Annotated in this window: 19 protein-coding genes; 7 read left to right on the top strand and 12 right to left on the bottom strand. The window is 52.9% G+C overall.

Annotated elements, in window-relative coordinates; translation table 11 throughout:
* Positions 1-41: 41 nt before the first annotated feature.
* Positions 42-1,637, bottom strand: coding sequence for a peroxidase family protein (locus NMUL_RS02825; RefSeq protein ID WP_011379895.1), 1,596 nt, complete (start codon positions 1,635-1,637; stop codon positions 42-44).
* A gap of 344 nt (positions 1,638-1,981) precedes the next feature.
* Between NMUL_RS02825 and NMUL_RS14805 the strand changes: the two genes are divergently transcribed.
* The 7 genes from NMUL_RS14805 (at position 1,982) to mgtE (ending at position 12,062) form a co-directional block, all read left to right on the top strand.
* Positions 1,982-4,078: a S8 family peptidase gene (locus NMUL_RS14805; RefSeq protein ID WP_011379896.1), complete on the top strand. Its 2,097-nt coding sequence runs from the start codon at positions 1,982-1,984 to the stop codon at positions 4,076-4,078.
* Between the two features lie 38 nt (positions 4,079-4,116).
* Positions 4,117-5,433 carry an alpha/beta fold hydrolase gene (locus NMUL_RS14810; RefSeq protein WP_011379897.1) on the top strand — a complete coding sequence of 439 codons (1,317 nt, stop codon included), beginning with the start codon at positions 4,117-4,119 and terminating at the stop codon, positions 5,431-5,433.
* A gap of 328 nt (positions 5,434-5,761) precedes the next feature.
* Positions 5,762-7,615 carry a ribonuclease catalytic domain-containing protein gene (locus tag NMUL_RS02840; RefSeq protein ID WP_011379898.1) on the top strand — a complete coding sequence of 618 codons (1,854 nt, stop codon included), beginning with the start codon at positions 5,762-5,764 and terminating at the stop codon, positions 7,613-7,615.
* Between the two features lie 68 nt (positions 7,616-7,683).
* Positions 7,684-8,685 carry an energy transducer TonB gene (locus tag NMUL_RS15170; protein ID WP_011379899.1) on the top strand — a complete coding sequence of 334 codons (1,002 nt, stop codon included), beginning with the start codon at positions 7,684-7,686 and terminating at the stop codon, positions 8,683-8,685.
* 116 nt (positions 8,686-8,801) lie between these two features.
* Positions 8,802-9,629 carry a shikimate dehydrogenase gene (aroE, locus tag NMUL_RS02850; protein WP_041352350.1) on the top strand — a complete coding sequence of 276 codons (828 nt, stop codon included), beginning with the start codon at positions 8,802-8,804 and terminating at the stop codon, positions 9,627-9,629.
* A gap of 86 nt (positions 9,630-9,715) precedes the next feature.
* Complete coding sequence (gene mtgA / locus NMUL_RS02855) at positions 9,716-10,408, top strand: monofunctional biosynthetic peptidoglycan transglycosylase (RefSeq protein ID WP_011379901.1); 693 nt, start codon at positions 9,716-9,718, stop codon at positions 10,406-10,408.
* 217 nt (positions 10,409-10,625) lie between these two features.
* Positions 10,626-12,062, top strand: coding sequence for a magnesium transporter (mgtE, locus tag NMUL_RS02860; protein ID WP_011379902.1), 1,437 nt, complete (start codon positions 10,626-10,628; stop codon positions 12,060-12,062).
* A 24-nt stretch (positions 12,063-12,086) separates the two neighbouring features.
* Here the strand turns inward: mgtE and lysA are convergent, their stop codons facing one another.
* The 11 genes from lysA to glyQ form a co-directional block, all read right to left on the bottom strand.
* A complete protein-coding gene (gene lysA / locus NMUL_RS02865) occupies positions 12,087-13,343 on the bottom strand; it encodes a diaminopimelate decarboxylase (protein ID WP_011379903.1) in 1,257 nt (418 codons plus the stop codon).
* Positions 13,340-13,474: an LPS translocon maturation chaperone LptM gene (lptM, locus tag NMUL_RS16570; protein ID WP_080557664.1), complete on the bottom strand. Its 135-nt coding sequence runs from the start codon at positions 13,472-13,474 to the stop codon at positions 13,340-13,342. The genes lysA and lptM overlap by 4 nt, the downstream gene beginning before the upstream one ends.
* Positions 13,475-13,673: 199 nt before the next feature.
* Entirely contained in the window at positions 13,674-14,885 is a 1,212-nt protein-coding gene (locus tag NMUL_RS14820; RefSeq protein WP_011379904.1) for a phosphorylase family protein, read from the bottom strand.
* On the bottom strand, positions 14,882-15,355 hold the full coding sequence (locus NMUL_RS02875; protein ID WP_041352351.1) for a response regulator: 474 nt from the start codon (positions 15,353-15,355) through the stop codon (positions 14,882-14,884). Before NMUL_RS02875 ends, NMUL_RS14820 begins: the two co-directional genes overlap by 4 nt.
* Positions 15,336-18,899, bottom strand: coding sequence for a hypothetical protein (locus NMUL_RS02880; RefSeq protein ID WP_011379906.1), 3,564 nt, complete (start codon positions 18,897-18,899; stop codon positions 15,336-15,338). Before NMUL_RS02880 ends, NMUL_RS02875 begins: the two co-directional genes overlap by 20 nt.
* A 149-nt stretch (positions 18,900-19,048) precedes the next feature.
* Positions 19,049-20,202 (bottom strand): IS3-like element ISNmu1 family transposase gene (locus NMUL_RS02885; protein WP_148235533.1). Its coding sequence is split into 2 segments (ribosomal slippage): positions 19,049-19,962 and positions 19,962-20,202, totalling 1,155 coding nucleotides; the frame shifts between segments, so codons are not numbered across the junction.
* 112 nt (positions 20,203-20,314) lie between these two features.
* On the bottom strand, positions 20,315-21,070 hold the full coding sequence (locus NMUL_RS02895; protein ID WP_238529855.1) for a M48 family metallopeptidase: 756 nt from the start codon (positions 21,068-21,070) through the stop codon (positions 20,315-20,317).
* Entirely contained in the window at positions 20,988-21,839 is an 852-nt protein-coding gene (locus NMUL_RS02900) for a lysophospholipid acyltransferase family protein (RefSeq protein WP_011379910.1), read from the bottom strand. The genes NMUL_RS02895 and NMUL_RS02900 overlap by 83 nt, the downstream gene beginning before the upstream one ends.
* A complete protein-coding gene (gene gmhB / locus NMUL_RS02905) occupies positions 21,836-22,369 on the bottom strand; it encodes a D-glycero-beta-D-manno-heptose 1,7-bisphosphate 7-phosphatase (RefSeq protein WP_011379911.1) in 534 nt (177 codons plus the stop codon). Before gmhB ends, NMUL_RS02900 begins: the two co-directional genes overlap by 4 nt.
* A 15-nt stretch (positions 22,370-22,384) precedes the next feature.
* Positions 22,385-24,604 carry a glycine--tRNA ligase subunit beta gene (glyS, locus tag NMUL_RS02910; protein ID WP_011379912.1) on the bottom strand — a complete coding sequence of 740 codons (2,220 nt, stop codon included), beginning with the start codon at positions 24,602-24,604 and terminating at the stop codon, positions 22,385-22,387.
* The gene (gene glyQ, locus NMUL_RS02915; RefSeq protein ID WP_011379913.1) at positions 24,601-25,506 is read right to left on the bottom strand and encodes a glycine--tRNA ligase subunit alpha; all 906 of its coding nucleotides are present in this window, start codon (positions 25,504-25,506) and stop codon (positions 24,601-24,603) included. The genes glyS and glyQ overlap by 4 nt, the downstream gene beginning before the upstream one ends.
* Positions 25,507-25,551: the final 45 nt, after the last annotated feature.

A 25,551-nucleotide genomic window follows, 5' to 3' on the forward strand; every position in this document is an offset into this window, starting at 1 on the left:
CTGGTTTCCATAGCCTTTCTATGTGCCCTATCTTTCACTGATCACTGGACAGAGGTATTGAAGCTTGCAAGGACCGTATCGCTATCCCTTACATTACGTTTGACGATATCCGCAAGTGAGCTTGTTTCTTCAATAACGGATTGCCCAACTTTTGAAAATGTTTTTTCATTGTGTACATAAATCGATACAAGCGGGTTTGTCAGCGCATGGGTAAACGCATCGTACCCCACCATCCGTACCATAAGGCGTCCAAGACTGAAGCCTTCATCATGATCTTCAGCAAATATGCCCACCTGCCACTCCAGATCGTCGATTCGGTCGTTATAAAGATCCTTCAGTTCCCGCTGTAGTTCGTTGTCTTCCGTCAATTCTTCGAAACTCCGTAAACGGGGCATGCTGAACGCTTCGCGATAGTCATTGAAAGGGCGCAGTCTGGCCTGCCGTCCCATTGCGATGGACCGCTCCATGACACTTCGATTATCGTCAGCAATGGGCAGCGGATAGAAAAAATAATCGTGCGTATTGTGAAGACCAATACGGCCCGCTCTTTGCATCGATGCAGCCGTTATCAACCTTCCAATGCCGTGTTGAATTACCAGCGGGGTATTGTTGCGAAACGCATCCAGCGGATAGGACTGGTTACCGACTCTGTAGCTTTCCGGGACCATGGAATGCCACCGGTACAGGAGGTTGAATTCCAGAGAGATCCAGTTGGTGCGGTACCAGCGTTGCCTTTCCGCCAGATCAGGGGATGGGTCGAGGGTAAAACCAAACTGTGTAAAACGCGAAACGTAATCTGCCAGAACCACTTTGATCAGCAGCACGACCATGATGTTTCTTGCCGTCTGAAACAGGCGTTCATCATCCCATTTTGGGTAAGCTTCTTTTAGCAGGTCACAAATCCGGTTGTGTTCACGCAGCATCACGGTATTCATTATGGTATAGCCAACCGATGAGTTGCCGTGCTCCAGTCCGGCGGCAAACACGCGTTTCAACCGTTCCTCGGGGACATTGCTAAAAACAAAATCCAGAACCTCGCGGGGATGCAGCTTCTCGAATTCTTTATCTGCGAATACCCAATTGCCCGTGGTCGTTTCCTCCACGTTAAAAAGGTAGGGAGGAAAAATTTCTCCACCGATAATCTGGGACTTCAGCTTCCCATCTTTTTTCAGCCGTAAATAATGCGTGATTTCTTCCCGCAAACCATAGATCTGGCAAAGATCGATTTCATGGTTCGATGTATTTTTCCGGCGATCGCGAAAATCCGTCCTGAGGAAACTATCGGTAAACCACTGGGCAAAGAAAGCAAACAGTATGCTTGTATCGACCGAAGGTATTTCCTTGTTCTCTTTTCTTCGCCATAAATCCACGACTCTTTGCATGTCCGGAAGATTCTGATCGCCTTCCGCCTCCGCCAGGTGGCGTCCGGTAAATGACTTGTCAGTCAACGATTGCCATGTCGTATAAGATGAAGCCAGCGAGAACGGCCGGGGCCGAGGATTGGTGGAATAGGCTTGCCAATTGATAAAAGCGTCACTGATAAACCGCCGTAACCATGTTATCCGCGAAACAATTCTGACGAGCCAGGGAAATCTGTTTGCAATCCGAAACAGGATCGGAAAAAAGAATTCATACATAATCTCCTACCCCTTCTTCGCGTAGTTGGCAAATCACCCCTGAATCCATATTCTTGTTTTTAGAACGTGGTATGCACGGGTAGAGAGATCGACAAGCCAGCGATGAATTGCTCATTTTCCGACTCTGTCAACCTGCATGCTCAAATGGCTGCTTTTCGCCGCCTAGGCTGGAATCGGAAGTCCCGCGACCCGCACAAAAACATGCTTTGTCGTAAATATCGTCAATTCACAATAGTTCATAAAAAAGGGGACGTCAAAACCGGTGATCTGTTGTAAAAGCTGAAAAATAGCCTAATATCAGAATGCGAATGCAACGTTATCCCGGCTCATGACAAGAGGTTCCGATGTCCCCTTCCCACCAGCCCCCGGAAAGTCAGCCCACTGTCAAAGTTTTTGACCCGCTGGAGCTTGACCGTTCCGTGATTGCCATTCCTCTTCTGCGGCAGATGGAGGAGGAATTAAGAGGAATTGAAGCTTTTCGGGCTGCACATCCGTTCCCCGAAGATGGAGAATTCAATACGCTGATCGAATACAACAGGGAATTCGATGGAAAGCCGGAGGAGATGCGGGAGTTGGTCGTCAAGATGGCCGAAGAGGCGGCAGCGAAGGCATTGGAAGCATCGAAAAAACGAGTCGAAGAGAGCAAGGAGATAGCCCCAGCGGGAACACGGGGCACGCCGGTGCGCGGTGGCTCGACAAGGAGTCGGGCTGATATTTACGGAAATCCTTTTTTGATGGAGCAACGGCGCGACAAGGATCTCCAGGAAGCGGTCGGGAATCAGAAAATCGGACCGGTCTCGGAGGACGGCGCCTATAGCTTTGCCAGCTTGCACGCAACCATAATACGGCGAATATTAGCCGCAAACGAACGGCTGTCACAGGGTGAGGAAGCTTCAAAGAAACCACCTATCCTTCGGATCCACCCTACACGTTATGAGGTCATCATCGATATCAATCTCGAATATCCGGGTGGACGGGAAGAGGCCCGGCGCTGGATTTACCAGAATATCGAAGAGGCCAAGAACAAAGCGAAAGTGTACGACGCGGGTCAGGATATTCATCTCAAGAAGGAACAGCGCGAAAGCGGCTACATGTTCGCCTGCCTGGAAGCTCGTACCATCAAGGCGCTTATCGAACTCGATGTTGCCCAGGCAAAGGTGAAGGCGCGCGAAGCTCAGGCAAAAGTGGGGGATACGAGCCATGAAGCGAAGGCTCGTGCAGCAAAAATCAACCCGGCCAAGTTTCGCGCCATCTTCCGCATATGGCCGGATTTCGAGATTTCTGCCTCCATCACCCACTCCATCGCCACGATAAAAGCCGATGCAGCGCAGAATTCTTTTTCCGCGCGGGGCGCCGGAATCACCTGGGCGGTGATGGATTCAGGAATAAAGCAGGATCATGGGCACTTTCGCAAACACAACAATGTCGATAAAGACTCCACATGGCATAAAGACTTCACGGCGGACGGCAGCGATCCGTTCAACGATGAGAACGGGCATGGAACGCATGTGGCAGGCATCATTGCCGGCGAATGGCGTCCGGCAGGTGCACCAGGAGGGACACAAGTGGCCGCGCCAGCGGAGGTTTCACCTCCGGCGGGCGATTCCGCCGCACCATCCCGAATTCCTGTAGCGGTTTCCCGTTATCTGAAAACGGGTTCCGAAGATGTCGAATACCAGCAGATAAAACTCGTGGACGGCATCAGCGGGATGGCGCCGCGCTGCAAGCTGATAAGCCTGCGGGTGTTGGACGAAAACGGAAAAGGGAGTGTGAGCAATCTCATTGCGGCCATCGCCCATGTGCAGGAGATCAACGGTTACGGCCGAAAGCTTCTGATCCACGGAGTCAACATGAGCCTGGGATATACCTTCGAGCCCGAATGGTTCGCCTGCGGCCAGAGTCCGCTCTGCGTGGAGGTTGACCGGCTGGTAAAAACCGGCGTCGTGGTCGTGGTCGCCGCAGGCAATACAGGTTACGGCACGTTGAAGGCCGCCACAGGCGCGCTCTCGGCAGGAATGGCGCTGACCATCAATGATCCCGGCAATGCGGAACTCGCCATTACAGTGGGTTCGACCCACCGCGACATGCCGCACGTTTACGGGGTTTCCTATTTTTCCTCGAAAGGCCCGACAGGCGACGGCCGCCTCAAGCCGGACCTCGTCGCGCCCGGCGAAAAAATCATCTCCTGCGCCACGGGTCAGTTAAAAAGCGAGGGCGCACAGGGGATCGAATGCGACTACGTCGAAACCAGCGGCACGAGTATGGCAGCTCCCCATGTCAGCGGCGCGATCGCAGCGTTTCTCTCGGTGCGCACCGAGTTCATCGGCAAGGCAGAACGTGTTAAAGAGATTTTCGTTGATACGACTACTGACCTGCGGCGCGACCGCTACTTTCAGGGCAGTGGTCTCGTTGATCTGATGCGCGCTATTCAGTCGGTGTGATTTTGAAAGTATAAAAAAGAGAAAAAAGGAGCACGGCCATGAATGAAATCGCGGGAATTCCTTATGTGGAAGCAAGCTTCGACAAGAACGGTCAGGGTCCTGAAGAGGAGGTCGCTCTGCCTGCCGGGGTGACCGACCTTATCATCATGTCGCACGGCTGGAACAACAACAAGTCCAAGGCAGAAGATCTGTATAACGGTTTTTTTGCAAGCTTTGCCGCTGCCGCCCAGCCAAACGATTTATCCGCCCGAAAGCTTGTCATTCTGGGGGTATTCTGGCCATCCAGGGAATACGATACGTCTGTTGCCGTTTCAGGTACTCCTGCCACTGGGGGAGGCGGCGCCGCCCTCGGGGGTGGAAACGGCGGTTCGATCAAGCGGCTGGAAGAGAAACTGGACGACATGAAAGAAATCTTCACGGAGGCGGAACAGAAGAAACTTCTTGATGAGGCGAAAGCATTGCTTCCGGATCTCGAGGAAAAAGCCTCGGTCCGGGATCTATTTGTGAACAAAATGCGCTCCCTGCTCGATCCGAGCGCTGCAGGAAAAGAGGATGCGTCCAATATCTTCTTCAAGGATGGCGGCAACGAACTGATGAAAAACCTGAAGGCCGAGGAAGAGGATCTGGGCGAGGATGTCGCGGGAGGCGGGGCAGCGTTGCCGCTCGGGGTGAGCACTCCTGCGCGGGCAGAAGGCGGAGCGGCGGGATTGGTAGAAATTCTTTCGGGATTCAAGGCAGCTGCCATAAACCTGCTCAACTATACCACCTACTACGAGATGAAGACGCGATCGGGAACCGTTGGAAAGAACGGGGTTGCCCCGCTGATCGATAAACTTGCCTCGCAGGTCGAACGCATCCATCTGATCGGGCACAGCTTCGGCTGCCGTGTCGTCACCTCGGCGGCACTCGGCTCGAAAACCGACAAGATAAAAAGCATGATACTCCTCCAGGCGGCCTTCTCCCAGAACGGTTTTTCAAAAATTGAACAGGGATTTTACCGTGCGATCGTGGATAATCATCGAGTCAAGGGCCCGGTCCTTATCACGCATACGCCCAATGATAGAGCAGTAGGTCTGGCGTATCCGCTCGCATCTCGCATCAGCGGCGACAAAACCATGGCGTTCGGCGATAAGGATGATCTGTTTGGAGCGATGGGCCGTAATGGAGCGCAGAAAATGGAGCAGGGCGAAGCCGTCGAAGGCAAGCTGCTTTCCGTAGGCGGCCCCTATGCTTTCAAGGCCAATACTTATTTCAATCTCGAAGCCAGCGATTTCATCAAGAACCACAACGACATAAAAGGGAAGGAAGTTGGCTACGTGGTCCGCAAGGTCGTCGCAACCGCAGGAATGGGCTAATCGCCAGCAGAGCCGCCGAAGGATTCAGGGCGAACGGAGGCTCTGCGTGATTCTGTCGAAAAAAAACCGGCAGGATTGAAAACTTTTGCTCCCGGCGCGCATCTAAGAGTTGGGTTTTTCGAGACATCCTGCGGGGTCGTCTCGATGACAACAAAACCCTCGTCATCATTGATAGCCTCTTCTCTTTATCGTCAGCCGTTTTGCTCAGGTGGAACGCGCCTGCCAGCCTGCTGAAAATACGTTTCGGGCTATAATTTGATGACCGATATGCATTGAGATTGGCCTCGCCAAGTCTCATGTCTTTCCTGCTTGCCTCAAGAATCATTTCATGAATGTTTTTTACGAAGAGGAAGGCACCTTCAAGGTAGGTGCGGTTCTTGCCGATAACATGACTTCGCTGCAAGTGGAGGCGCCTCACGGCAAGCGCGCAAAAATAAAGGCGGCCTCCGTGCTGCTGCGGTTTGACGCGCCCTCATTGACTGAATTCATGGATGTCGCGCAAAAAAAGGCGGAAGATCTTGACCCGAATTTTCTCTGGGAATGTTGCGAGAGCGAGGTCGAATTCGCCAGCGATGCGCTTGCAGCAGATTATTTCGGCGATCGGGTGACACCGGAAGAAGCTGCCGCGGTATTGATCCGGCTGCACAGCGCGCCGATGTATTTTTACAAGAAAGGGCGCGGCCGCTACAAGGCTGCCCCGCCGAAAGCGCTGGAAGCGGCGCTTGCCAGCCAGGAGAAAAAGCGCCGTCAGGCGGAACAGCAGGCCCGTTACATGCAATCGCTGAGCGAATTCGTTCTCCCGGAAGAATTCAAGCCGTCACTGTTCAATCTGCTCTATCGTCCGGAAAAAAATTCCGTCGAGTGGAAAGCGCTGGATGCCGTTTGTGCCGCGATGAAACTGAGCGTTTCCCAGTTACTGCAAAAGTGCGGGGCGATTCCTTCCACGCATGACTATCATCTCAACCGTTTCCTGCTGGAGCATTTTCCCGAGGGTACCGATTTCGATGACCTGGGCGCTGACCAATTGGCGGTTCTGCCCGATCTGCCGGTAGCGGATGTGACTGCTTTCAGCATCGATGATGTCACCACCACTGAAATTGACGATGCCTTTTCCGTTACGCCGCTGACCCTGGGAAGTTTCCGCATCGGCATTCACATTGCCGTACCCACCTTGGGCATTGCGCCAGGTTCGCCTCTGGACAAGGTGGCGGAGCAGCGTGTCTCAACCGTATATATTCCGGGCAACAAGATCACCATGTTGCCCGAACCTGTGATACAGCAGTACACGTTGAGCGAAAAACAATTGCGTCCCGCTGTTTCGATGTATCTGGACGTGGCCGATGATTTCACGGTGACTGCCACCACCACCCGCGTCGAGCAAGTAAAGGTTGCAGCCAACCTCCGCCACGACACGTTGGAGGAGCAATTCAATGAATCTACCCTGGCTGGAGGAAACATCAATCATCCCTTCGGCAGGGAACTGACCGCATTATGGAATTTTGCCCGGAAGATGGAAGCGCTCCGGGGCAAGACCAACGACAGCAATAACGAACGCATCGATTACAACTTCAATCTTCATGGCGACCATATCGTGATTACCGAGCGCCGCCGGGGCTCGCCCATCGATAAGGTAGTGTCTGAGTTGATGATTTACGTGAATGCGGAATGGGGCCGGCTGCTTGCGGATAGCGGAGTGGCCGGCATCTATCGCAGTCAGGGCAATGGCAAGGTCAGAATGAGCACGTCACCGGCGCCGCATCAGAGTCTCGGGGTTTCCCAGTATGCCTGGATCAGTTCGCCTATGCGCCGCTACGTGGATTTCATCAATCAGCGGCAACTGGTTGGGTTGCTGCGAGGAGAAGAACCTCCTTATACGAGGGAGAGCGAGAGCCTGCACATGTTCATGCGGAATTTCGAGTCCACTTATGAGGTGTACGGCGATTTTCAACGCTCGATGGAACGCTACTGGTGCTTGCGCTGGTTATTGCAGGAAAATGTTCAGGTAACAGGCGCGCAGGTACTGAAGGAAAACCTGGTGAAGCTCGATCGCCTGCCGCTTGTAGCGCGTGTCGCGTCGTTGCCGGAGCTGCCGTCGGAAACGGCTGTCGAGGTTGAAATCTCGAATATCGATCTGCTGGAACTTACTTTCAGTATAAAATTCCTGAGAAAACTGCAAGCTTGAGATTTATCCTGTAACATAGCAGGCCGTTATGGTTTACGGCTTTTCAGTCTCATTATTCTTCGGCAGATTTGAGCGCCAGTCCGACAATAACGACCCTGAACACAACCTTACGCGAGTTTAAGCCGGACGCGAGCTACAGCTCGCCGCTGAATAGAGTATCGCGCCTGAAAACTGCGATACTGGTCTCGGTTATTCTCCATGTCGTGGTTTTGTCCGGCGTCACTTTCAAGTTCCCTCTTCCGCAAATCCGTGCAGTGAGCGCGCCGCTGGAGGTGATGCTGGTGAATAGGGAGCCCGCTCTCCCTCCGGCCGCGGAGGACAGGAAAGAAGCGTTGCCGCGCGTGGCGCGCGCGAGTCCTGCTGTAAAAGGCAACGCCAGCCGGCATCCAGCCCAACCCAGTCTTCCCCTGCCGAAACAGGAAGATACAGCAAATATTCCCGGGGAGACGATCGCCGATTCCGCTGCCGCTGTCCAGGAAGCAGGACCGCGCGAACTTCGGACACCGCCATTGATGGCAGCCCCCGAGAATGACAGCCATCAAAGTGCTGATGAGCCTGATCCCCTGCTCGCTCCGGCTCAGCCTCAGATTAAAACCGGGCAGGACCAGAACGCTATCTTTGATACTGCGGACCTGGTTCAGCGCGGATTGGCAATCGCACGCGTGGCGGCCCGCGGGGACGCGAGTCTTGAAACCTATCAAAAACCGCTGAAACGAAAGTTTATCGGCAGCCGCACCCGGGACTATCGTTTTGCCCGCTACGCCGAAGACTGGCGCCTCAAGGTGGAGCGGATCGGGAACCTGAATTATCCCGAAGCGGCAAAACGTGAACAGCTGTATGGCAGCTTACAGCTTACCGTTGGCATCCGCTCCGATGGCAGCCTGGAATCGGTTGAAATAAACCGCTCTTCCGGAAAGAAAATTCTGGATCAGGCAGCCGTCCGTATCGTGAAGCTGGCGGGGCAGAACGGCTTCGCCCCTTTTCCTCCCGAGCTCAGCCGGGATACCGATATTCTGCATATTACCCGCTCCTGGGTATTCACCAGCGCCAATGAGCTGACAAGTGAGTAACCATGCGGGCGTACCGGTTTGCGCGCAGGTATTGCTCGCAACGGCATGTCTCCCCGTTTCTTCCTCCCGGTCGCTCCAATCGGAGTCTGATTCCGTGATTTACATCATGAGTGGTCATGAGTGATCTTTATGCCGTCATCGGTAATCCTGTTGCTCATAGCAAGTCGCCCCTGATTCATGCCGGGTTTGCACGTCAAAGCGGACAGGATGTGCGTTATGAAGCGATACTTGCGCCATTGGATGGGTTCGTGGAAACGGTAGCTGCCTTCAGGCAGCGTGGCGGCAAAGGGGCGAACGTAACCGTGCCATTCAAGCTGGAAGCCCACACGCTATCAAGCTGCCTCACGGAGCGGGCAAAGGCCGCGGGCGCAGTGAACACGCTTGTATTCGGGGCAGATGACATCCTGGGAGATAACACGGATGGCGCGGGGCTGGTGCGGGACGTGGCCGTCAATCTCGGTTATGCGCTCGATGACCGGCGCGTTTTGCTCATGGGCGCGGGTGGAGCAGCCCGGGGGGTAATCAGGCCCTTGCTCGAGCATGAGCCTGCCGCGCTGGTGATTGCCAATCGCACCCCCCAAAAAGCGGATGATCTGCAGCGGTTGTTTGCATCCTCGGGGAACGTTCTTTCCGCAGCGTACGAGGATCTTCGCGGGCAGGAATTCGACCTTGTCATCAATGCCACTTCCGCCAGCCTGCAGGGCGACCTGCCGCCTCTGCCAAAAGGTATTTTCGCCGGCGCTTCGTTGGCCTACGATATGATGTACGGCAAGGGACTTACTTCTTTTCTGCAATTCGCGCAGCAGCAGGGGGCAGCGCGGCTGGCCGATGGAATCGGCATGCTGGTGGAACAGGCGGCCGAATCCTTCTTTCTCTGGCGCGGGATACGGCCGGAAACGGAACCGGTCATCGGAATGTTAAGGTCAAGCCTCGGCAGTCCGTAGATTGATAGGCGGAGCAGCGATAGCGTCATCCGCTGGTGAGGGTGGCGCAACTGCGCGACCTGGAAACAACAGTGGGAATAATAAGAATGTTTTTCAAGCGCTGGTTCTGGCGGATATTCCTGTTTTTCATTGCCGTCATATTTGTCTATCAATTCTGGATTTTCAGTCAGATTGTCTACTGGAACTATTTCAATCCTTCTTCCAGCGCTTTCATGCAAACCCGGCTGGAAACACTGCGGGAAAAAAATACGAAGGCTGCACTGCGTACCCGCTGGATTCCTTACGAACAGATTTCTCCGCATCTCAAGCGGGCAATCATTGCAGCCGAGGATGCGAAATTTCTGGAGCATGAAGGATTCGATTTCGACGCTATCCAGAAGGCGTACGAGAAAAACCTGAAAAAAGGCAGGCTGATCATGGGCGGCTCCACCATCAGCCAGCAACTGGCAAAAAACCTGTTTCTTTCCGGTGACAAGACCCCATGGCGTAAACTCCAGGAAGCATTCATCACGCTGATGCTCGAGAAGGTGATGTCCAAACGCCGTATCCTGGAGATTTATCTGAATGTGATCGAATGGGGCAATGTGGTGTTTGGAGCCGAGGCCGCGGCTCGTCATTATTATGGTATTTCCGCTTCTTCTGTTTCAAGGGAGCAGGCGGCCCGGCTCGCTGCCATGGTTCCCAGTCCCCGGTTCTATGACGAAAATCGGAATACCCCCTGGCTGTCGAAGAAAACGCGCATGATTCTGGGCCGCATGGCGTCGGCTTCCATTCCCTGAGATAAAATAGCAGAGGTCGAGGTGGCCGCTGCGCTCTGTCCTGTCAGCCCGGAGCCGCGTTGTGGGAGAAGTCTCCTCCCCGTCGGCTGTCGGCTGCCGGTCGGTTTCCTCGTGCTTCTTTTATGCCCGGTTTGCGTCTTCACTCGCCTTGTCATAATATTCGACGTTTTTTTCCCTACAATCAGATCAGGCAAAACCTGTTCCAGGAACCTCCCTAATGGCAAATAACCTCAGGGAAACAGAAAACCTGCAAGAACATTTGCAGCGTGTGATCCAGCTACTGTACGAGCATAAGCTCGCGGAAGGGCTTCTGCCCCCGCAGCCCCTGCCCGAGCAGGGGCTCATGGATGGGCTGCTGCACGGGCAAAGCCTGGCTGAATTGCAAAAGCTCCTTGACGAGCTTCATCCCGCTGACGTCGCCCACATTCTCGAGGTAATGCCGCTCGAAGACCGCCTGCTGATCTGGGACCTGGTCAAGGCGGAGCGTGACGGGGAAATCCTGCTGGAGGTGTCGGACGCCGTCCGTGAAACCCTGATCGCCTCGATGGAACGCGGTGAGATGCGCGCTGCGGCAGAGCAGCTCGATGCCGATGAAATCGCGGACATCGCGCCTGATCTTCCCCGGGATGTTCTCGAAGATGTATTCCAGTCGCTCCCCATGGAAGAGCGCGAGAAGCTGCGGGCGGCCATGTCCTATCCGGAAGACGCGGTGGGAGCGCTCATGGATTTCGATGTGGTCACCATTCGTGAGGATGTAACGCTGGAAGTGGTCCTTCGCTACCTGCGCCGCCTGAACGAGTTGCCGGACCAGACCGACCTTTTGTTCGTGGTGGACCGGAACGAGTATTTCAAGGGCGTGCTCCCCTTGAACCGCCTGCTGGTAAGCGACCCGGCCGCGCTGGTAAGTTCGGTCATGAGCAAGGAAACCATCGTGTTCTATCCTGACGAAAGGGCGCAACAGGCAGCGCAGGCATTCGAGCGCTACGACCTCGTTACCGCCGCGGTGGTCAATGCGGAAGGAAAACTGGTGGGACGCGTCACGATCGATGCCGTGATGGACTTCATCCGCGAGGAATCAGCCAGCGAAGCCCTGAGCGTAGGCGGCTTGAGTCAGGAAGAAGACCTGTTCGCGCCCATCTGGAAGAGCCTCAAGAACCGCTGGACCTGGCTGGCCATCAATCTCGTCACCGCGTTCGTCGCCTCGCGGGTGATCGGTCTGTTTGAAGATTCGATCGAAAAACTCGTTGCCCTGGCCGCGCTCATGCCGATCATTGCCGGAATAGGGGGAAACTCCGGCAATCAGACCATCACCATGATCGTGCGGGCGCTCGCTTTGGGACAACTGAATGGCGGGAACGCCCGCATGCTGATCAGCAAGGAAATCGGCGTGAGCGCCGTAAACGGCGTGGTGTGGGGCGCGGTAGTCGGCGGGTTTGCCTATATCATTTACCGCAATATTTCGCTCAGCCTGGTGATGATGCTGGCCATGATGCTCAACCTGTTGCTGGCCGCGCTCATGGGCGTGCTCATACCGCTGACCCTGCACAGCCTGGGGCGCGACCCTGCCGCGGGCTCCAGCGTGATGATAACCGCGGTGACCGACAGCGGAGGTTTTTTTATCTTCCTGGGACTCGCAACCCTTTTTCTGCTATAGCCCCTGCTATAACCTCATACGAGGCTATGGGAGGATTTTCTCGCCTGCCATCAATTGCTCGACCGATTCCCGCTCGCGAATGAGATGAATGCGGTCGCCATCGATCATCACCTCGGCGGCGCGTGGACGCGCATTGTAATTAGAGCTCATGCTCATGCCATAAGCGCCGGCCGACATGACAGCGAGCAGATCACCCTGCGCCAGCGCCAGGTGGCGGTCATGCCCAAGAAAATCGCCGGTTTCGCATACCGGACCGACAACCTGATAGGTTTTTGCATCCATTTCGTTGCGCGCAACCACCGGAAGGATTTCATGGTAAGCCTTATATAAGGCCGGGCGCATCAGGTCGTTCATGGCTGCATCGACAATGGCGAAATCGCGATGCGGCGTAGGCTTGAGATACTCGACGGTTGTAAGCAGTACACCCGCATTGCCCACCAGCGATCTTCCCGGTTCGATCAGGATTTTCTGCCTGCGGTTGCCCACCACGCTGCGTAACGCCTCGACATATTCCCGTGCCGAGGGGGGATTTTCCCCGGCATAACGTATCCCCAGGCCGCCGCCCAGATCGAGGTGCTCGATCTCCAACCCTTGCGCCTCCAGCCGGTCGAGCAGCCCCAGCATCTTCTTGCAGGTTTCGATGAAAGGCGCCAGTTCGGTCAATTGCGAGCCGATATGGCAATCGAGACCGGCCACCCGTACATTGCCAAGCGCCTGCGCAGAAGCATAAAGCGCCTCCGCCTCATCGAAAGGAATGCCGAACTTGTTTTCCTTGAGTCCGGTGGAAATATATGGGTGCGTTTTCGCATCCACATCCGGGTTCACCCGCAGGCTCACCGGCGCAACCTTGCCCATTTCTCCGGCCACGCGGTTCAGCCCATGCAACTCCGCTTCCGATTCCACGTTGAAGCACAGTATGCCCGCTTCGAGCGCCGCTTTCATTTCCGCAGGCTGCTTGCCCACACCCGAAAAAACGATTTTCTGTGGATCGCCCCCCGCCTTCAATACCCGCTGAAGTTCTCCCCCGGAGACGATGTCGAAGCCGCTACCCAGGCGGGCGAGCAGATTGAGAATGCCAAGGTTGGAATTCGCCTTGACGGCGTAACAGACCAGATGATCGCGTCCTGCGAAGGCATCGTCGAATTCACAGTAGGCTGTAGTCAGCGCCGCGCGCGAATAGGCATAGCAGGGCGTGCCGAATTCAAGCGCGATGCGCTCCAGTTGCACCGACTCTGCCCACAAATGCCCATTGCGGTAACTGAAGGAAGGAAAACCGCTCACTTCTTTTTCTCTGTATCGGGAATTTTTTGTGGCTGCGCCGGAGCCGGCTCCTGCGGAAGGTAGAGGGGCCCCTTGAGGCCGCATGCGTTGAGCAGCAGGGCTATTAGGACGGCAGACGAGAGCGCGCGCATGAGACGATATGGGAAAAATGGAGCTGGAATACTAACATGGGGGATAAGAGGTCTCTCTGTTTTCTCAACAACCCTTCGCTGAACGCTTTATTCAGAAGTAAAAACGGCGCAACTTCATCAGTTCAGACCTTAAGTATAAGTAGCCACACCTAATCAATAACGAGACAACAAAAAACTTGAAACAAATCCCGAAATCAACTCATACACTAATATTAGAATTTCGGAATAATTGATCAGCAAAAGCAGCGCTCGTGTATGAAGCATACTTCTGCCAAGTATCATTTTTTTCAGCGTCTGCGAAGTCACAAACGGATTTAATGATCATAGCTGTCAGATTTGGAATTGAAGTATATTCAGCAGCTGCCATAACAGCGTATGCCTCCATCTCAATTGCTATCAACTCTCGGTGCTGTTGAATTGCAATTAATCTTGCGGATCTATCATCAGCAATCACACTTGCACCGGACGCCATGGGGCCAATATGAACCTTTAGCTTGCCTCCTGGCACTTCTTCCGACCATCCTTTTCGGATACCATTCATAACGGATTCGTCGTTTGCGAGATCAGAAGCCACCTGACTCAATGCACTGTTAAGTGGTACCTGACGAGGGGCTGCGTGAAATACAGGTGATCCATTCGAATCCAGTCCGTGCTTCCCACTACCCCAATCCCAAGTAGGGTCGGCAACGATAATATCCCCGAGACTGCATTTATCTCGAATCCCGGCACAAATTCCTACCATTAACAAAATCTTAGGCTTAAACATCAAGGCCAACTTAGAGGCAACCGCAGCGGATGAAGGCATACCCTTCCTGTTGGGGCTGACAGCTACTACCGAAATGTTGCTATCTATTCTGGGTATTTTTCCATAATGGTAAGTAAGAGGGTCGTCTTTAATACGCTTCTGAATCCATTGATAAGGCAGATTGAGAACTGCGTCTAATTCTGGATTTCTTAGGGCGGTTACAATGACTACATCTACCTGTTCATCACGTGCTAATCGTTGCGAATCGTACTTTGCACGTCCGATCAGTATTTTCTTCCATTCATCGGAATCAGAATGGTACTGACAAAGGATAGCACCTCTCTCAATTACTTTTGTATATGCTGATTCTATGAGTTCTTCTCTTCCAGTAATGAAAAGGACACTTGCAGGCAGTTTGACCTTTTCGTCAAGCCTGATCATGTCCAAAAACGTTATACCCCCTTCATTATCAGGTTTCCCTCCTATTGCCGCCGGTAAATGAAGATCTATTATCAGTAGGTCGTAATCTTGCCTTCTCAGAAGAATCCGCGCGGCCTGCGCTGTAGTTTCATGTTTGACTCCAGCACAACTTATCCCTGCATCAGCTAGCACATTAAATATTTCTTCTACCTTTCTATATTCGTCGTCGACAATCAATATTTTCATTTTCTAGCCAGCGCGTTGCTTTCAGCAATTAATTGCTTTAGGGCGCTCCTCCAGCCCTCTTGAGCTGAGTTGTAATAAACAAAACCCTTGAATGGAGGCGAATAGCGGCTTTTGAGATCGGCTATTAGTTGCTCAAGTGATACTCGCTTTGGGGTTTCTCCAAATGAGTCAAACATCGTTACGACAATCGTAGGTACGTTTATGGAGCGAAGGCGCATTTGCGCCAGCAATTCTCTACCAGCAAAACTTTCGGGAGCTCCTCCACTTGGTTCCTGTTGTGATATGTCATATGTAGGCATGCTCATATCAACCAACACAATATCCAGTACTTCACTTCCGGCAATTAGAGCTTTAAGTCCACTATTTAAAGATTTAGCGAGTTGCACATTCGCGGCCGGAAATTCCAAAGAAATAAATTCTTCGATTTTCTTTGACTTATCTTCATCATCTTCAATGACCAAGATATTCATGGTCTTTCTTCTCAAGTTTGAAATTCACCTCGACTACAAATGAGTCTTCCAAGTGATAGAAATCAAGCTTCGGCTCTTTGTATATCGGTGAATTAATCGTACGCCATATCTTATGTAAACCACTTCGGCCTTCACGCTGGGCACGGCGTGGAGACTCATCACTTCTAAGCGAATCACGGAGCTTGCTGAGTTTGTCGCGTTCCGCCTGAGTAACTTTCGCAGGAGCGAGATTATTAGATATTCTCGCATTGAAAACGCCATTAGAAAAAGAAAGCTCTGCTTTTACAGTCAATTCATCCATCTCCAATCCCGACCTCAGCACAGCGTTTTCAAGAAGAACATGAAATACATACACCATTCCGTCCAAAGTGCGACCTGGCATTAAAGGGGTGTCTCGTGAGAGAGAGACTGAGGCACCATTCCAACCAGTTGCGTTGAACATGGTGTTTTTTACCATATTGAGGGCAATGTGAAAGGGAAAATCGGCAGCACAGTCCTGTCGGTCATATACTTCGCTCCTTTTAAACCAAGAAATAACTAGACCTAGCTGATTTTGAACGTTCGTTTTTGCTCTTCCTACAGCGTTTAATAAGTCGTTAATACCTGGGGCAGGGACACGATTTAGATGATTTGTTAATTTAACGAAAGGCTCCATCAGGCGGGCTCGTATGTCCGTATCTAACACGTATTGAACATTACGCAAATTTAGATCAGTTTTTTCCCAGAGAATGTCTACGTAATAATTTACGAATTCATCCATATTTGTAAAAGCTTTATCCTGCTCTTGGACGAATTTTCTTTCCCATTGCGATGAGCGATAAACAAATAGCGCGTTCTTGTTCTCGCCCGAATCCTTGAGTTCGTGAACTATTCTGATCTGAATAAGTTCATCTTTAAGATACTCAATAACACTATCGAACTCGCTTGAGAAAGTATCTAGTGCATCTAAAATTAGCTGCCACTCAGCCTGATATTCACTATAGCCCTTCTCTCCGTGACCCCAATATTGGTTACGTATATAGGATTTGCTCCCTTCTTCCCGTGAGGTTATGAGTCGCTCATCTGCAACTGGTTTACGGAGAGTATTACTTAATGTTCCGTGTCTAATTGTAGTGCTGAGGTATGCGTTAAGCCCATGGTCCCCACGTAAAAATTCATTTGTGACTTCCGAAAATAGGGCTTCGAATTGTACGTCGGACTCGGAGCCCATATCGAGATTGAGATTAAGTGTTTGTATCTTCGATAGGGCTAAAGGGACGGAGATCGAGTTCTCCTTGGCGAAAACCGCACCTAAATTAGTGATGAAATTTTTAGCAAATGATTGTTCTGGTTTTAATACTGACGTTTGAGATGAGCTTTTATAACGAATGTATGAATCTTCAAGTTTCGTCTTCAGTGATTTTTTTATTGCTTCGATTTCTACATAAACTTTGCTCTGCTCAATGAGCCTAGTCCCCTTCGCTATTTCCTGCTGTTTTACACGCTCTTTGATTTCATCGAAGTAAACTACCTCACCTTCCGGATCTAATTCGGCAAGTATGCGGCAAACTTTAATTCGAGCCTCTTCAATCTCTCTTGTTCCAGAATAAAGAATAGTATGTCTCATAATTTCTGGTGTCCAAATGTTTCTGAGATAGGCTATAACAAAAGGCTTCCCGAACTCTTCGATTCTTTCCGCAAGGTCTGATGGTTCATTTATCCGATTATTTACTTGGAATAGTTCAAACGAATATCGTAACTGCGCAATCTTTTCCGGTCCGCAGTACAACGTGTAGAGTTGGAACAATAATGATGTCGATATTGATCTTGGCCAATCTGCGGGTTCTTTGAGTGCATCAGCAACCTGTTTGATAGGCAATAAGGTCGGCACATTCTGATTCTCAATATATGCTGCAACCGTTGTATCGACTGCTTCTGAGATGCGATCTAATTTCAAGAGTGCAAGTGCCGCTCCCCCTCGGGCTCGAATATTTTCGACGCCGGTTGTGTTCACAATTAACCACTGGAAATGTTCTGCAGCTCGTATGGGGCTACCAAAAGCCAGATGATAAACCGCTAGGTATTTCTGCTTTCTTATCTCGCTTATCGGCAGGGGTTCGTCGATCTGCCCGCTACTTACCAGGTCATACACGGCGCGCGTATAGGGAAATAATATTTTTAACTGCTCATCGTTAAGAATTTTAATTTTGGCTTGACCATTTGCCGCCACAGCACTAAAAGGCGTTACGTGAGGTTCCCTTATAAAGATATCCCTAAGTGGATCGGGTGGGAATGCAGCTTGTTCCGGACGTAGTTCATATCGAGTTACAGCCTCAAGATAGTGAACCCAAGAGTGTCCATAGAAGCGTTCGGATAAAGTAATGAGTGCAAAGGCCGCGGAGTAGGTATTCGTAGATAGACTGAGCACCTCGTGTAAGCTTCTAAATGCTTCCTTAAGAACTCCTTGTTGGTCGGGGTAGGAAATCCCAGCTTGCAAGCAGGCCTTCAATCTCATAACTTGTATGGACATATCCTCCGGGAAGTCACGTAGATATGTCTCCGAATTTTGCGCCATGAGTGGGTATTCGCCTTTTGTATATAATTCTATTAACTCTGCCCTTTGCTTGTTATAGACAGTAACAGTACTAGGCACGATATCTAGCCCCCTAAGTACGCCTGCCAGACGAATGTCCTGCGTCCTTCTAAAGATAGCGACTAGTGGCTTTTCAATTACCGGTATCATTCCGGTTGAAATTGCTCGAGTTCGAGCCGCTGATTGAAGGATAAATACCAAGGTTTCGTAGTGATCGATAACACAGGACTGGGCTTCCACGTATAGAGTGGCAGGTACATCATCAGTATGTATATGAGATAGCTCAAATAGTTTCGCTCTCAAATAGCTTTGAAGTATTGGATTGCTGTAGTCCCCAAACATCCTTAACAGCTCGGTCTTTAGATAACCTTTAAGTCCCGTTGCTTCAATTCGTTTTCCAATAAAACGTATAATCCAAGGCATCAGCTGATGGTCCTTGCACTCGTCCTCATACAGCTGCCCTAGTTTCCTGGCTTCTTCAATACCCTCCCAGAATTGTGCCGCAGCAATCTTGTTTTGTATGAGCCAGATTGAACATCCAAATTTTCTCTCAATAACATTAAGAATTTCATTGCATTTGCTCTTTGAGTTTCGGAGAAGGGAGCGCTCATATTCTTCGCGGAGATGTGTGAAGTCTTTCAATTCCTCACTAAATTGAAGGCAGCGGCAAACGCCCCAAATAAGCTCGTTAAACGGCCCAGCGGGTTGATATAGCGCTGGCTTAGAAAATAGCTCTGAGGGTTTAACTGGAAACGCGGGACCGTGAACGAAATCTAGAGCGTTTTTTTGGCGAAAAATTCTTGGAAAGAAGGTGAAGAGCTCATCTACAGATGTTTGTATTTTTAGCTTTGCGATTTCTAAATGCCCTCGCATACGGATAGCACTCGCGATCTCGCCAATAATTCTGTCTTGTCTAGCTGATTGCTTATTTCTTATCTTTTTTGGATTTCTAATCCGCTTTGAGCTAGCCATGTCTGAGATAAAAGTAGTTTAAATTCTTGATTCAATCTTCCAGATGGGGCATTAGGATACTTTAGAAGGCATTCAAGAAGCCTCAGACGTGTAAACCTTTAACCAGCTTATCGAGAAAATATCTAATGCAGAGACACCTCCATGGGGTTTTACCCCATTTCTCCGGACGGTTTGGTTAAGCCTAAATCCTGCTTCTGACGCATTTCCAGCTGTCGCCGTTTTCGCGGATTATGGAATCGCTCGATATAGTCGAAGATATCTGTGCGCGCCTCAGCCCGGGTTCGATACTGGCGACGATATACTCGCTCCCGCTTGAGCAAGCCAAAGAAGCTCTCTGCTGGCGCGTTGTCGGCACAACTACCGACAGCGCTCATGCTGCAAATCAGATTGTGTCCTTGCAGGAAGCGTTGATACTCGTCACTGGTAAACTGACAGCCGCGATCTGAGTGCAGGATGACGGGAGTTTTTGCCTCACGCTGCCAAAGCGCCATGAGTACGGCCTGCAGCACCAGTTGCGGATCCTGGCAGTGGCTCATTGACCAGCCGACCACGATGCCCGAGTACAGGTCCACGACCACGCACAGATAAAGCCAGCTTTCCTGAGTGCGCACATAGGTTATGTCCGTCACCCACCGGCTGTTGGGCTCACTTGCTGTAAAGTCCCGCTGCAAGTGATTGTGCACATTCTCCGGTCGAAGGCCACAGACCTTCTTGTGCCAGCGTTTACGCTGCGGGATGCCATACAACCTCTGCTGGCGCATCAGCCGTGCTATGCGGTTCAACCCACACGCCTCGCCTTCATAACGCAACTCCTTCCAGACTCGAGGACTGCCCATCACCCCATCGCTGCCATCATGAATCTTCCTGATGCGCTCCAGCAAACGCCGGTCATCATGCGCTCTCTGACTCAAGGGGCGATCTCGCCAATCATAGTAGCCGCTGGTTGATACATGCAGACAACGACACATCAGGCGAATGGGGAAGGCATCGCGGCAGCGTTCGATCATGCGATATCTCATTTCGACGCTTTCGCGAATAACGCCGCCGCTTCTTTTAAAAAATCACGCTCCTTCCTAACTTGGATCAGCTCACGTTTGAGCGCAGCCATCTCCTCATCACGGGGCCTGCCCTGACCCTGAAAGGCTTTATTACCGACCGAGCCCATTTCCCGGCACCACCGGCTCAGCATATTGGGATCAATCCCCAGATCACGCGCGATCCGGCTTGCCGGCACATTGCCAGACCGAACTAGTTGTACCGCTTCCTGCTTGAACTCCGCTGCATATTTCCTTCGCGTTGCCATGACACACCTCCTGACTCATTATCAGCCTTTTTAGATGTGTCCGTGAAATCGGGGGAAAACCCATGTACTTACTGCTCGGCAATTACCATTCCAGTACCATCTGAGATCAATATCACCCGATCTCTTTCAGTCTTTTCCTCGCCGTCGCATAACCTGGGTACACGCTGCCTACTGTCTCCCAGAACGCCTTCGAATGGTTCATTTCGATGAGGTGGGAGAGCTCATGCGCGACCACGTAGTCCACCAGATCGAGCGGCTTCTGGACCAGGCGCCAGTTGAGGCGGATGATGCCGCGTGAGTTGCAACTGCCCCAGAGCGTGCGCGCACTGGAGAGGCGCAATTGCGGCAGGGCCACGCCAAGTTTATTTGCGTAAAGGGCGATGCGTTCGGTAAAGCAGGTCAACGCGTGTTGGCGATACCACTTCATCACGGCGCTTTCGATCTGCTCGGCAGCAACTCCGGCGGACAGGGATAAGCCCGGCTGCTCATCCTTGCTTCTGGCGTTCTCGCTTGCCTGCATCATCTGTACCGCGCCGGCGGCGGTAACCGTCACCTGCCAGGGTTCTCCGAGCAGGGGAAAGATGGCGCCTTCTTCCCATGCGGGGCGGGTGGGCTTCCTGTTCTTCCATTCGTCGAGCTTGGTGACGATCCAGTCGGCTCTTTTTTGCAGTACGGATTCGACCCAGCTCAACGATTCCCGCATCGGGATGCGCACGGTCAAGCCTTCGCTGCTCACTCTCATGCCGATGGTCTTGCGCCTGCAACGCATGAGCGTGTAGGGGACTTCACTGCCGTTCAGGTTTATATGGCGCAGTTCGTTTGCCGCGAGTTTGCTCGTTTTCGTCCTTTGGAAGGCAATCTTCTTCACGCCGGGGTTCCTCTTGCGTTTGGTCCGGATTGGGGTTTTCGTCCGGATGCAGGTTATCGATCCGTGCCACCTCTGCTTCTATCCAGGCTTCCACTTTTGCATTGAGTTCGCCCGGTTCCATGTCGCTGGGGTCGATGGGCGCGCCGATACTGACCGTGATCGTGCCGGGACGCTTGATGAAGGCGTTCTTGCCCCAGAAGCGGCCCGCATTGTGCGCCACCGGTATGACCGGTGCGCCGGTATGGGTGCCGAGCCAGGCGCCGCCAATGCCGTATTTGCCCCTTTTGCCGGGGGCGATGCGGGTGCCTTCCGGAAAAATGACGATGCAGAATCCCTGCCTGAGCCGGTCTTTTCCCTGCTCGACGATCTGTTTCAGCGCCGCTTTTCTCGAACTGCGATCAATCGCGATGGGGTTGGTCATCGCCAGTCCCCAGCCGAAAAACGGGACCAGCAGCAACTCTTTTTTCAGCACCCACACTTGCGGAGGAAAGATCTGCTGGAAGGCGATCGTTTCCCATGCCGATTGGTGCTTCGACAGAATGATGCTCGGTGTAGGGAGAATATTTTCCTTTCCCAGGACGCGATAGCGGATGCCGCAGACTGCTGTCAGCAGAAACAGCATCAGGTGCGCCCAGCCGGAGGTGATGCGATAGCGGTTGAGGCGCGAAAGTGGGAAGGCGGCAAAGACGATCAGGAAGTAGAAAGGGGTGATGATGAGCTGCAGCAGCGCGTAGAGCGTCGAGCGCAGCACGACCGGAATCCAGTTCATTGCGTCAGGGCATTGACCGCCGCCGAGAGATCGGCGAATATTTTTGTGTTTTCGGGCAGGTCATCCTCGGCTTCGGTCTTTTTTCCTTTGCCGGTCAGCACCAGGACGGGAAGCGCGCCGACGGCAGCTGCGCACTGCAAATCACGCAGGGAATCGCCGATCGCAGGCACACCTTTCAAGTCCAGCCCGAAACGTTCTGAAATTTCCTTGAACATCCCCGTAGCGGGCTTGCGGCAATCGCAGTTGTCGGTGTGGGCATGGGGGCAGAAAAATATCGCATCGATGCGTCCTCCTGCCTGGACCGCGGCTTTGCACATCTTGTCATTGATGGCATTGAATGACACCATGTCCAGCAAACCTCTGCCAATGCCCGACTGGTTGGTGGCGACCACCACCCGATAGCCCGCCTGCGTAAGGTGCGCGATTGCTTCAAGACTGCGGGGAATCGGCTTCCATTCGTCCGGCGTCTTGATAAAGGCGGCACTGTCGTAATTGATGACGCCGTCCCGGTCGAGAATGACGAGTTTCATGATCGGTTGCCGGTATCAGAGCGCCAGCCGGGAAATATCCGCAATCCGGTTCATTATCTTCTGCATTTGCGCAAGCAGGGCCAGGCGGTTATGGCGCAGCGCAGCATCCTCCGTATTCACCATTACTGTATCGAAAAACTGGTCCACCGGAACTTTCAGTGCAGCCAGCGCCTGCAGCGAAGCGGTATAGTCGCCGGCAGCAAAGGCTGCATCGGCTTCCGGTATTATACGGTCTAATGCCTGGTGCAGCGCCTGTTCCGCAGGGGTCTGCAACAAGTCGGTGTCGATTTCCCCGCCTGCGTCGACTTCCGCTTTTCTGAGAATGTTGCCCACCCGCTTATTGGTCGCTGCAAGACTTTCGGCTTCCGGCAGGGCGGCGAAAGCACGCACGGCGAGCAGGCGTTTTTTGACATCATTCAGCAACTGGGGGCGCAGGGCGAGTACCGCGTCGATCTGCTGCGGGGAAAAAGTTGACCGGTCCTCGTTAGGGGATCTGCCAAAGCCCGTTATCTGCCCCTCGATGGCTTCGGCACTGAAATAGTGCTTCAGCCGTTCGTAAATGAAACCCTCTAAAGTTTCAGTGGCGGTTTTAGCTATGGTTTCAGCTGAGCCTTTGATTCTTTGTCCAAAAATGTCCGCCGTCTGCTCGAGCAGGATGTTCAGCGCCAGAGGCACTTCCTTTTCGATCAATATGCGGATTACACCCAGCGCGTGACGGCGCAACGCGAAGGGATCTTTGTCTCCAGTGGGTATCTGGCCAATGCCGAACAGGCCGACCAGTGTTTCGAGCTTGTCGGCGAGCGCAACGCATACGCCAACCGCATTGCGCGGTAATTCATCCCCTGCAAAGCGCGGCTTGTAGTGGTCTTCGATCGCGTCGGCGACCTCTTCTGCCACGCCGTCATGCTTTGCATAATAGCGTCCCATGATGCCCTGCAACTCCGGGAACTCGCCAACCATGTCGGTGAGCAGATCCGCTTTGGCGAGCATGGCTGCTTCGCCCGCCCTGGCTGCGAGTTCATTGCCGCCAAGCTGTAAGCCGATGGTTTGTGCAATGGCCCAGATCCTTTCCACCCGTTCCGCCTGCGTACCCAGCTTGTTGTGGTATACCACCCGCTGCAGGCCTTCCACTCGCGAGGCCAGTGTCTTCCTGCGATCCTGGTCGAAAAAGAATTTTGCGTCCGCCAGGCGCGAGCGCAGTACGCGTTCGTTCCCCGCAATCACTGAGCGCGCATCCACCGGGCGGATATTGGATACGATCAGGAACCGGTGCGAGAGTTGGCCGCGCGCATCGAGCAGAGGGAAATACTTCTGATTGGCCTGCATCGTCAGAATCAGGCACTCCTGGGGCACATCCAGGAATCCCGTTTCAAATTCACCCGTCAGTACCCTGGGACGTTCCACCAGCGCGGCAACTTCATCCAGCAGGGCATCATACCGGGTCAATTTGAGATCTTCTTTGCGGGCGGCGGCCAGCAACTGGCGCTCGATTTCCGCGCGACGATGGGAGAAGCTTGCAATCACCGCCCCTTCTTCTTGTAACTGATGCTCGTAACTGTCCGCATCTTTCACGATCAGGGGACTCGTCATCGCTTCGAAACGGTGTCCTTGCGTTTCACGCCCCGCTGTCAGGCCCAATATGGATACATCCACGACTTCTTTCCCATGCAGGGCAACGAGCGCATGCGCCGGGCGGACGAAATTGATGGTATTCCAGCCGTCCGCGAGTTGATATGTCATCATTCTGGCAATAGGCAATTTCTCCAGCGTTCCGGCCAGCGCTGTCTGGAGGCCTTCCGCCAGCGTCGCTCCCTTCACTACGCTGTCCAGAAACAGCGTTTCTGTTTTTCCATCGTGGGCGCGTTTGAGCTGAGAGAGGAATGGGACAGGATCAGCATCGCCGCAAAGACTGCGCAGCTTCTTGAGCAGGGCAGGGGTGGGCTGGCCATTTTCATCCAGACCCACTGCTACCGGCATCAGTTTTTTCAGGGAGGATGTGTCCGGCGCCTGTGCTGCTACACATGTGAGATGTACGGCAAGGCGTCGCGGAGAGGCAAAAGGGGTGGCGGCCGCATCTTCCCGCGCCAAGCCCTGTCTTTTCAGACCCGCGGCTATTCCCTGCGCGAAACTTTCACCCAGTTTCTTCAGCGACTTGGGGGGCAGTTCCTCTACCAGCAGTTCAACCAGAAGATTTCGGGTTGCCAAACCTTGGGTTGCTTGCGTTGCCTCAGTCAAGCGGCTTTCTCCAGCAATTCCTGCGTCCATTCCACCGGCGCCAGGGGAAAGCCCAGGCGCTTGCGGCTTTCGTAATAGGCGTGCGCCACGCTGCGTGCGAGTTCCCGGATGCGCCCGATATAGGCGGCGCGCTCCGTGACCGAGATCGCGCCGCGCGCATCGAGAAGATTGAAAGTGTGTGCAGCTTTCAGCACTTGCTCATAAGCCGGCAAAGGGAGTCCCTGCTCCACCAGATGGCGGGCTTGTGCCTCATGGCTTGCAAAGGCTTGGAACAGGAAATCCAGGTCACTGTGCCCGAAATTATAGAAGGATTGCTCGACCTCGTTCTGATGATAGACATCGCGATAGGAAAGCCCCTTTGTCCAGGTAAGGTCAAAAACGTTGTCCACGCCTTGCAAGTACATTGCCAGCCGCTCCAGGCCATAAGTGATTTCACCTGTAATGGGCTTGCAGTTCATGCCGCCCACCTGCTGGAAATAGGTAAACTGGGTCACCTCCATGCCGTTCAGCCACACTTCCCAGCCCAGTCCCCAGGCGCCGAGAGTGGGATTTTCCCAGTCATCCTCGACGAAACGTATATCGTTCTGCCGGAGATCGAAACCGAGTTCTTCGAGCGAGCCGAGGTACAGTTCAAGAATGTCCGAGGGGGCGGGTTTCAGCACCGCCTGAAACTGGTAATAGTGTTGCAACCTGTTGGGATTCTCGCCATAACGCCCGTCTTTCGGGCGACGGGTGGGCTGCACGTACGCCGCTTTCCACGGCTCGGGGCCGAGCGCGCGCAGGAATGTGGCAGTGTGGGATGTTCCCGCGCCAACTTCCATATCATACGGTTGAAGCAGCGCGCAGCCCTGCCTGGTCCAGTAGTGTTGCAGGGCGAGAATGATTTCCTGAAATGTGCGCATGTAAGATTCTGAGCCGGACCGTAATTGACAAAAAGGCGCAAAAGC

The organism is Nitrosospira multiformis ATCC 25196, from assembly GCF_000196355.1.
Classification (GTDB): Bacteria; Pseudomonadota; Gammaproteobacteria; order Burkholderiales; family Nitrosomonadaceae; genus Nitrosospira; species Nitrosospira multiformis.

What these genes read in the sequence shown, in the direction of transcription:
- lptM (WP_080557664.1), bottom strand. Translation starts at nt 13,474, where the DNA reads ATGCGCGCGCTCTCGTCTGCCGTCCTAATAGCCCTGCTGCTCAACGCA.
- NMUL_RS02900 (WP_011379910.1), bottom strand. Translation starts at nt 21,839, where the DNA reads ATGAACTGGATTCCGGTCGTGCTGCGCTCGACGCTCTACGCGCTGCTG.
- NMUL_RS14820 (WP_011379904.1), bottom strand. Translation starts at nt 14,885, where the DNA reads ATGAAAATATTGATTGTCGACGACGAATATAGAAAGGTAGAAGAAATA.
- NMUL_RS14810 (WP_011379897.1), top strand. Translation starts at nt 4,117, where the DNA reads ATGAATGAAATCGCGGGAATTCCTTATGTGGAAGCAAGCTTCGACAAG.
- mtgA (WP_011379901.1), top strand. Translation starts at nt 9,716, where the DNA reads ATGTTTTTCAAGCGCTGGTTCTGGCGGATATTCCTGTTTTTCATTGCC.
- NMUL_RS02875 (WP_041352351.1), bottom strand. Translation starts at nt 15,355, where the DNA reads ATGAATATCTTGGTCATTGAAGATGATGAAGATAAGTCAAAGAAAATC.
- gmhB (WP_011379911.1), bottom strand. Translation starts at nt 22,369, where the DNA reads ATGAAACTCGTCATTCTCGACCGGGACGGCGTCATCAATTACGACAGT.
- glyQ (WP_011379913.1), bottom strand. Translation starts at nt 25,506, where the DNA reads ATGCGCACATTTCAGGAAATCATTCTCGCCCTGCAACACTACTGGACC.
- NMUL_RS02880 (WP_011379906.1), bottom strand. Translation starts at nt 18,899, where the DNA reads ATGGCTAGCTCAAAGCGGATTAGAAATCCAAAAAAGATAAGAAATAAG.
- mgtE (WP_011379902.1), top strand. Translation starts at nt 10,626, where the DNA reads ATGGCAAATAACCTCAGGGAAACAGAAAACCTGCAAGAACATTTGCAG.
- NMUL_RS02840 (WP_011379898.1), top strand. Translation starts at nt 5,762, where the DNA reads ATGAATGTTTTTTACGAAGAGGAAGGCACCTTCAAGGTAGGTGCGGTT.
- aroE (WP_041352350.1), top strand. Translation starts at nt 8,802, where the DNA reads ATGAGTGATCTTTATGCCGTCATCGGTAATCCTGTTGCTCATAGCAAG.
- NMUL_RS14805 (WP_011379896.1), top strand. Translation starts at nt 1,982, where the DNA reads ATGTCCCCTTCCCACCAGCCCCCGGAAAGTCAGCCCACTGTCAAAGTT.
- NMUL_RS02825 (WP_011379895.1), bottom strand. Translation starts at nt 1,637, where the DNA reads ATGTATGAATTCTTTTTTCCGATCCTGTTTCGGATTGCAAACAGATTT.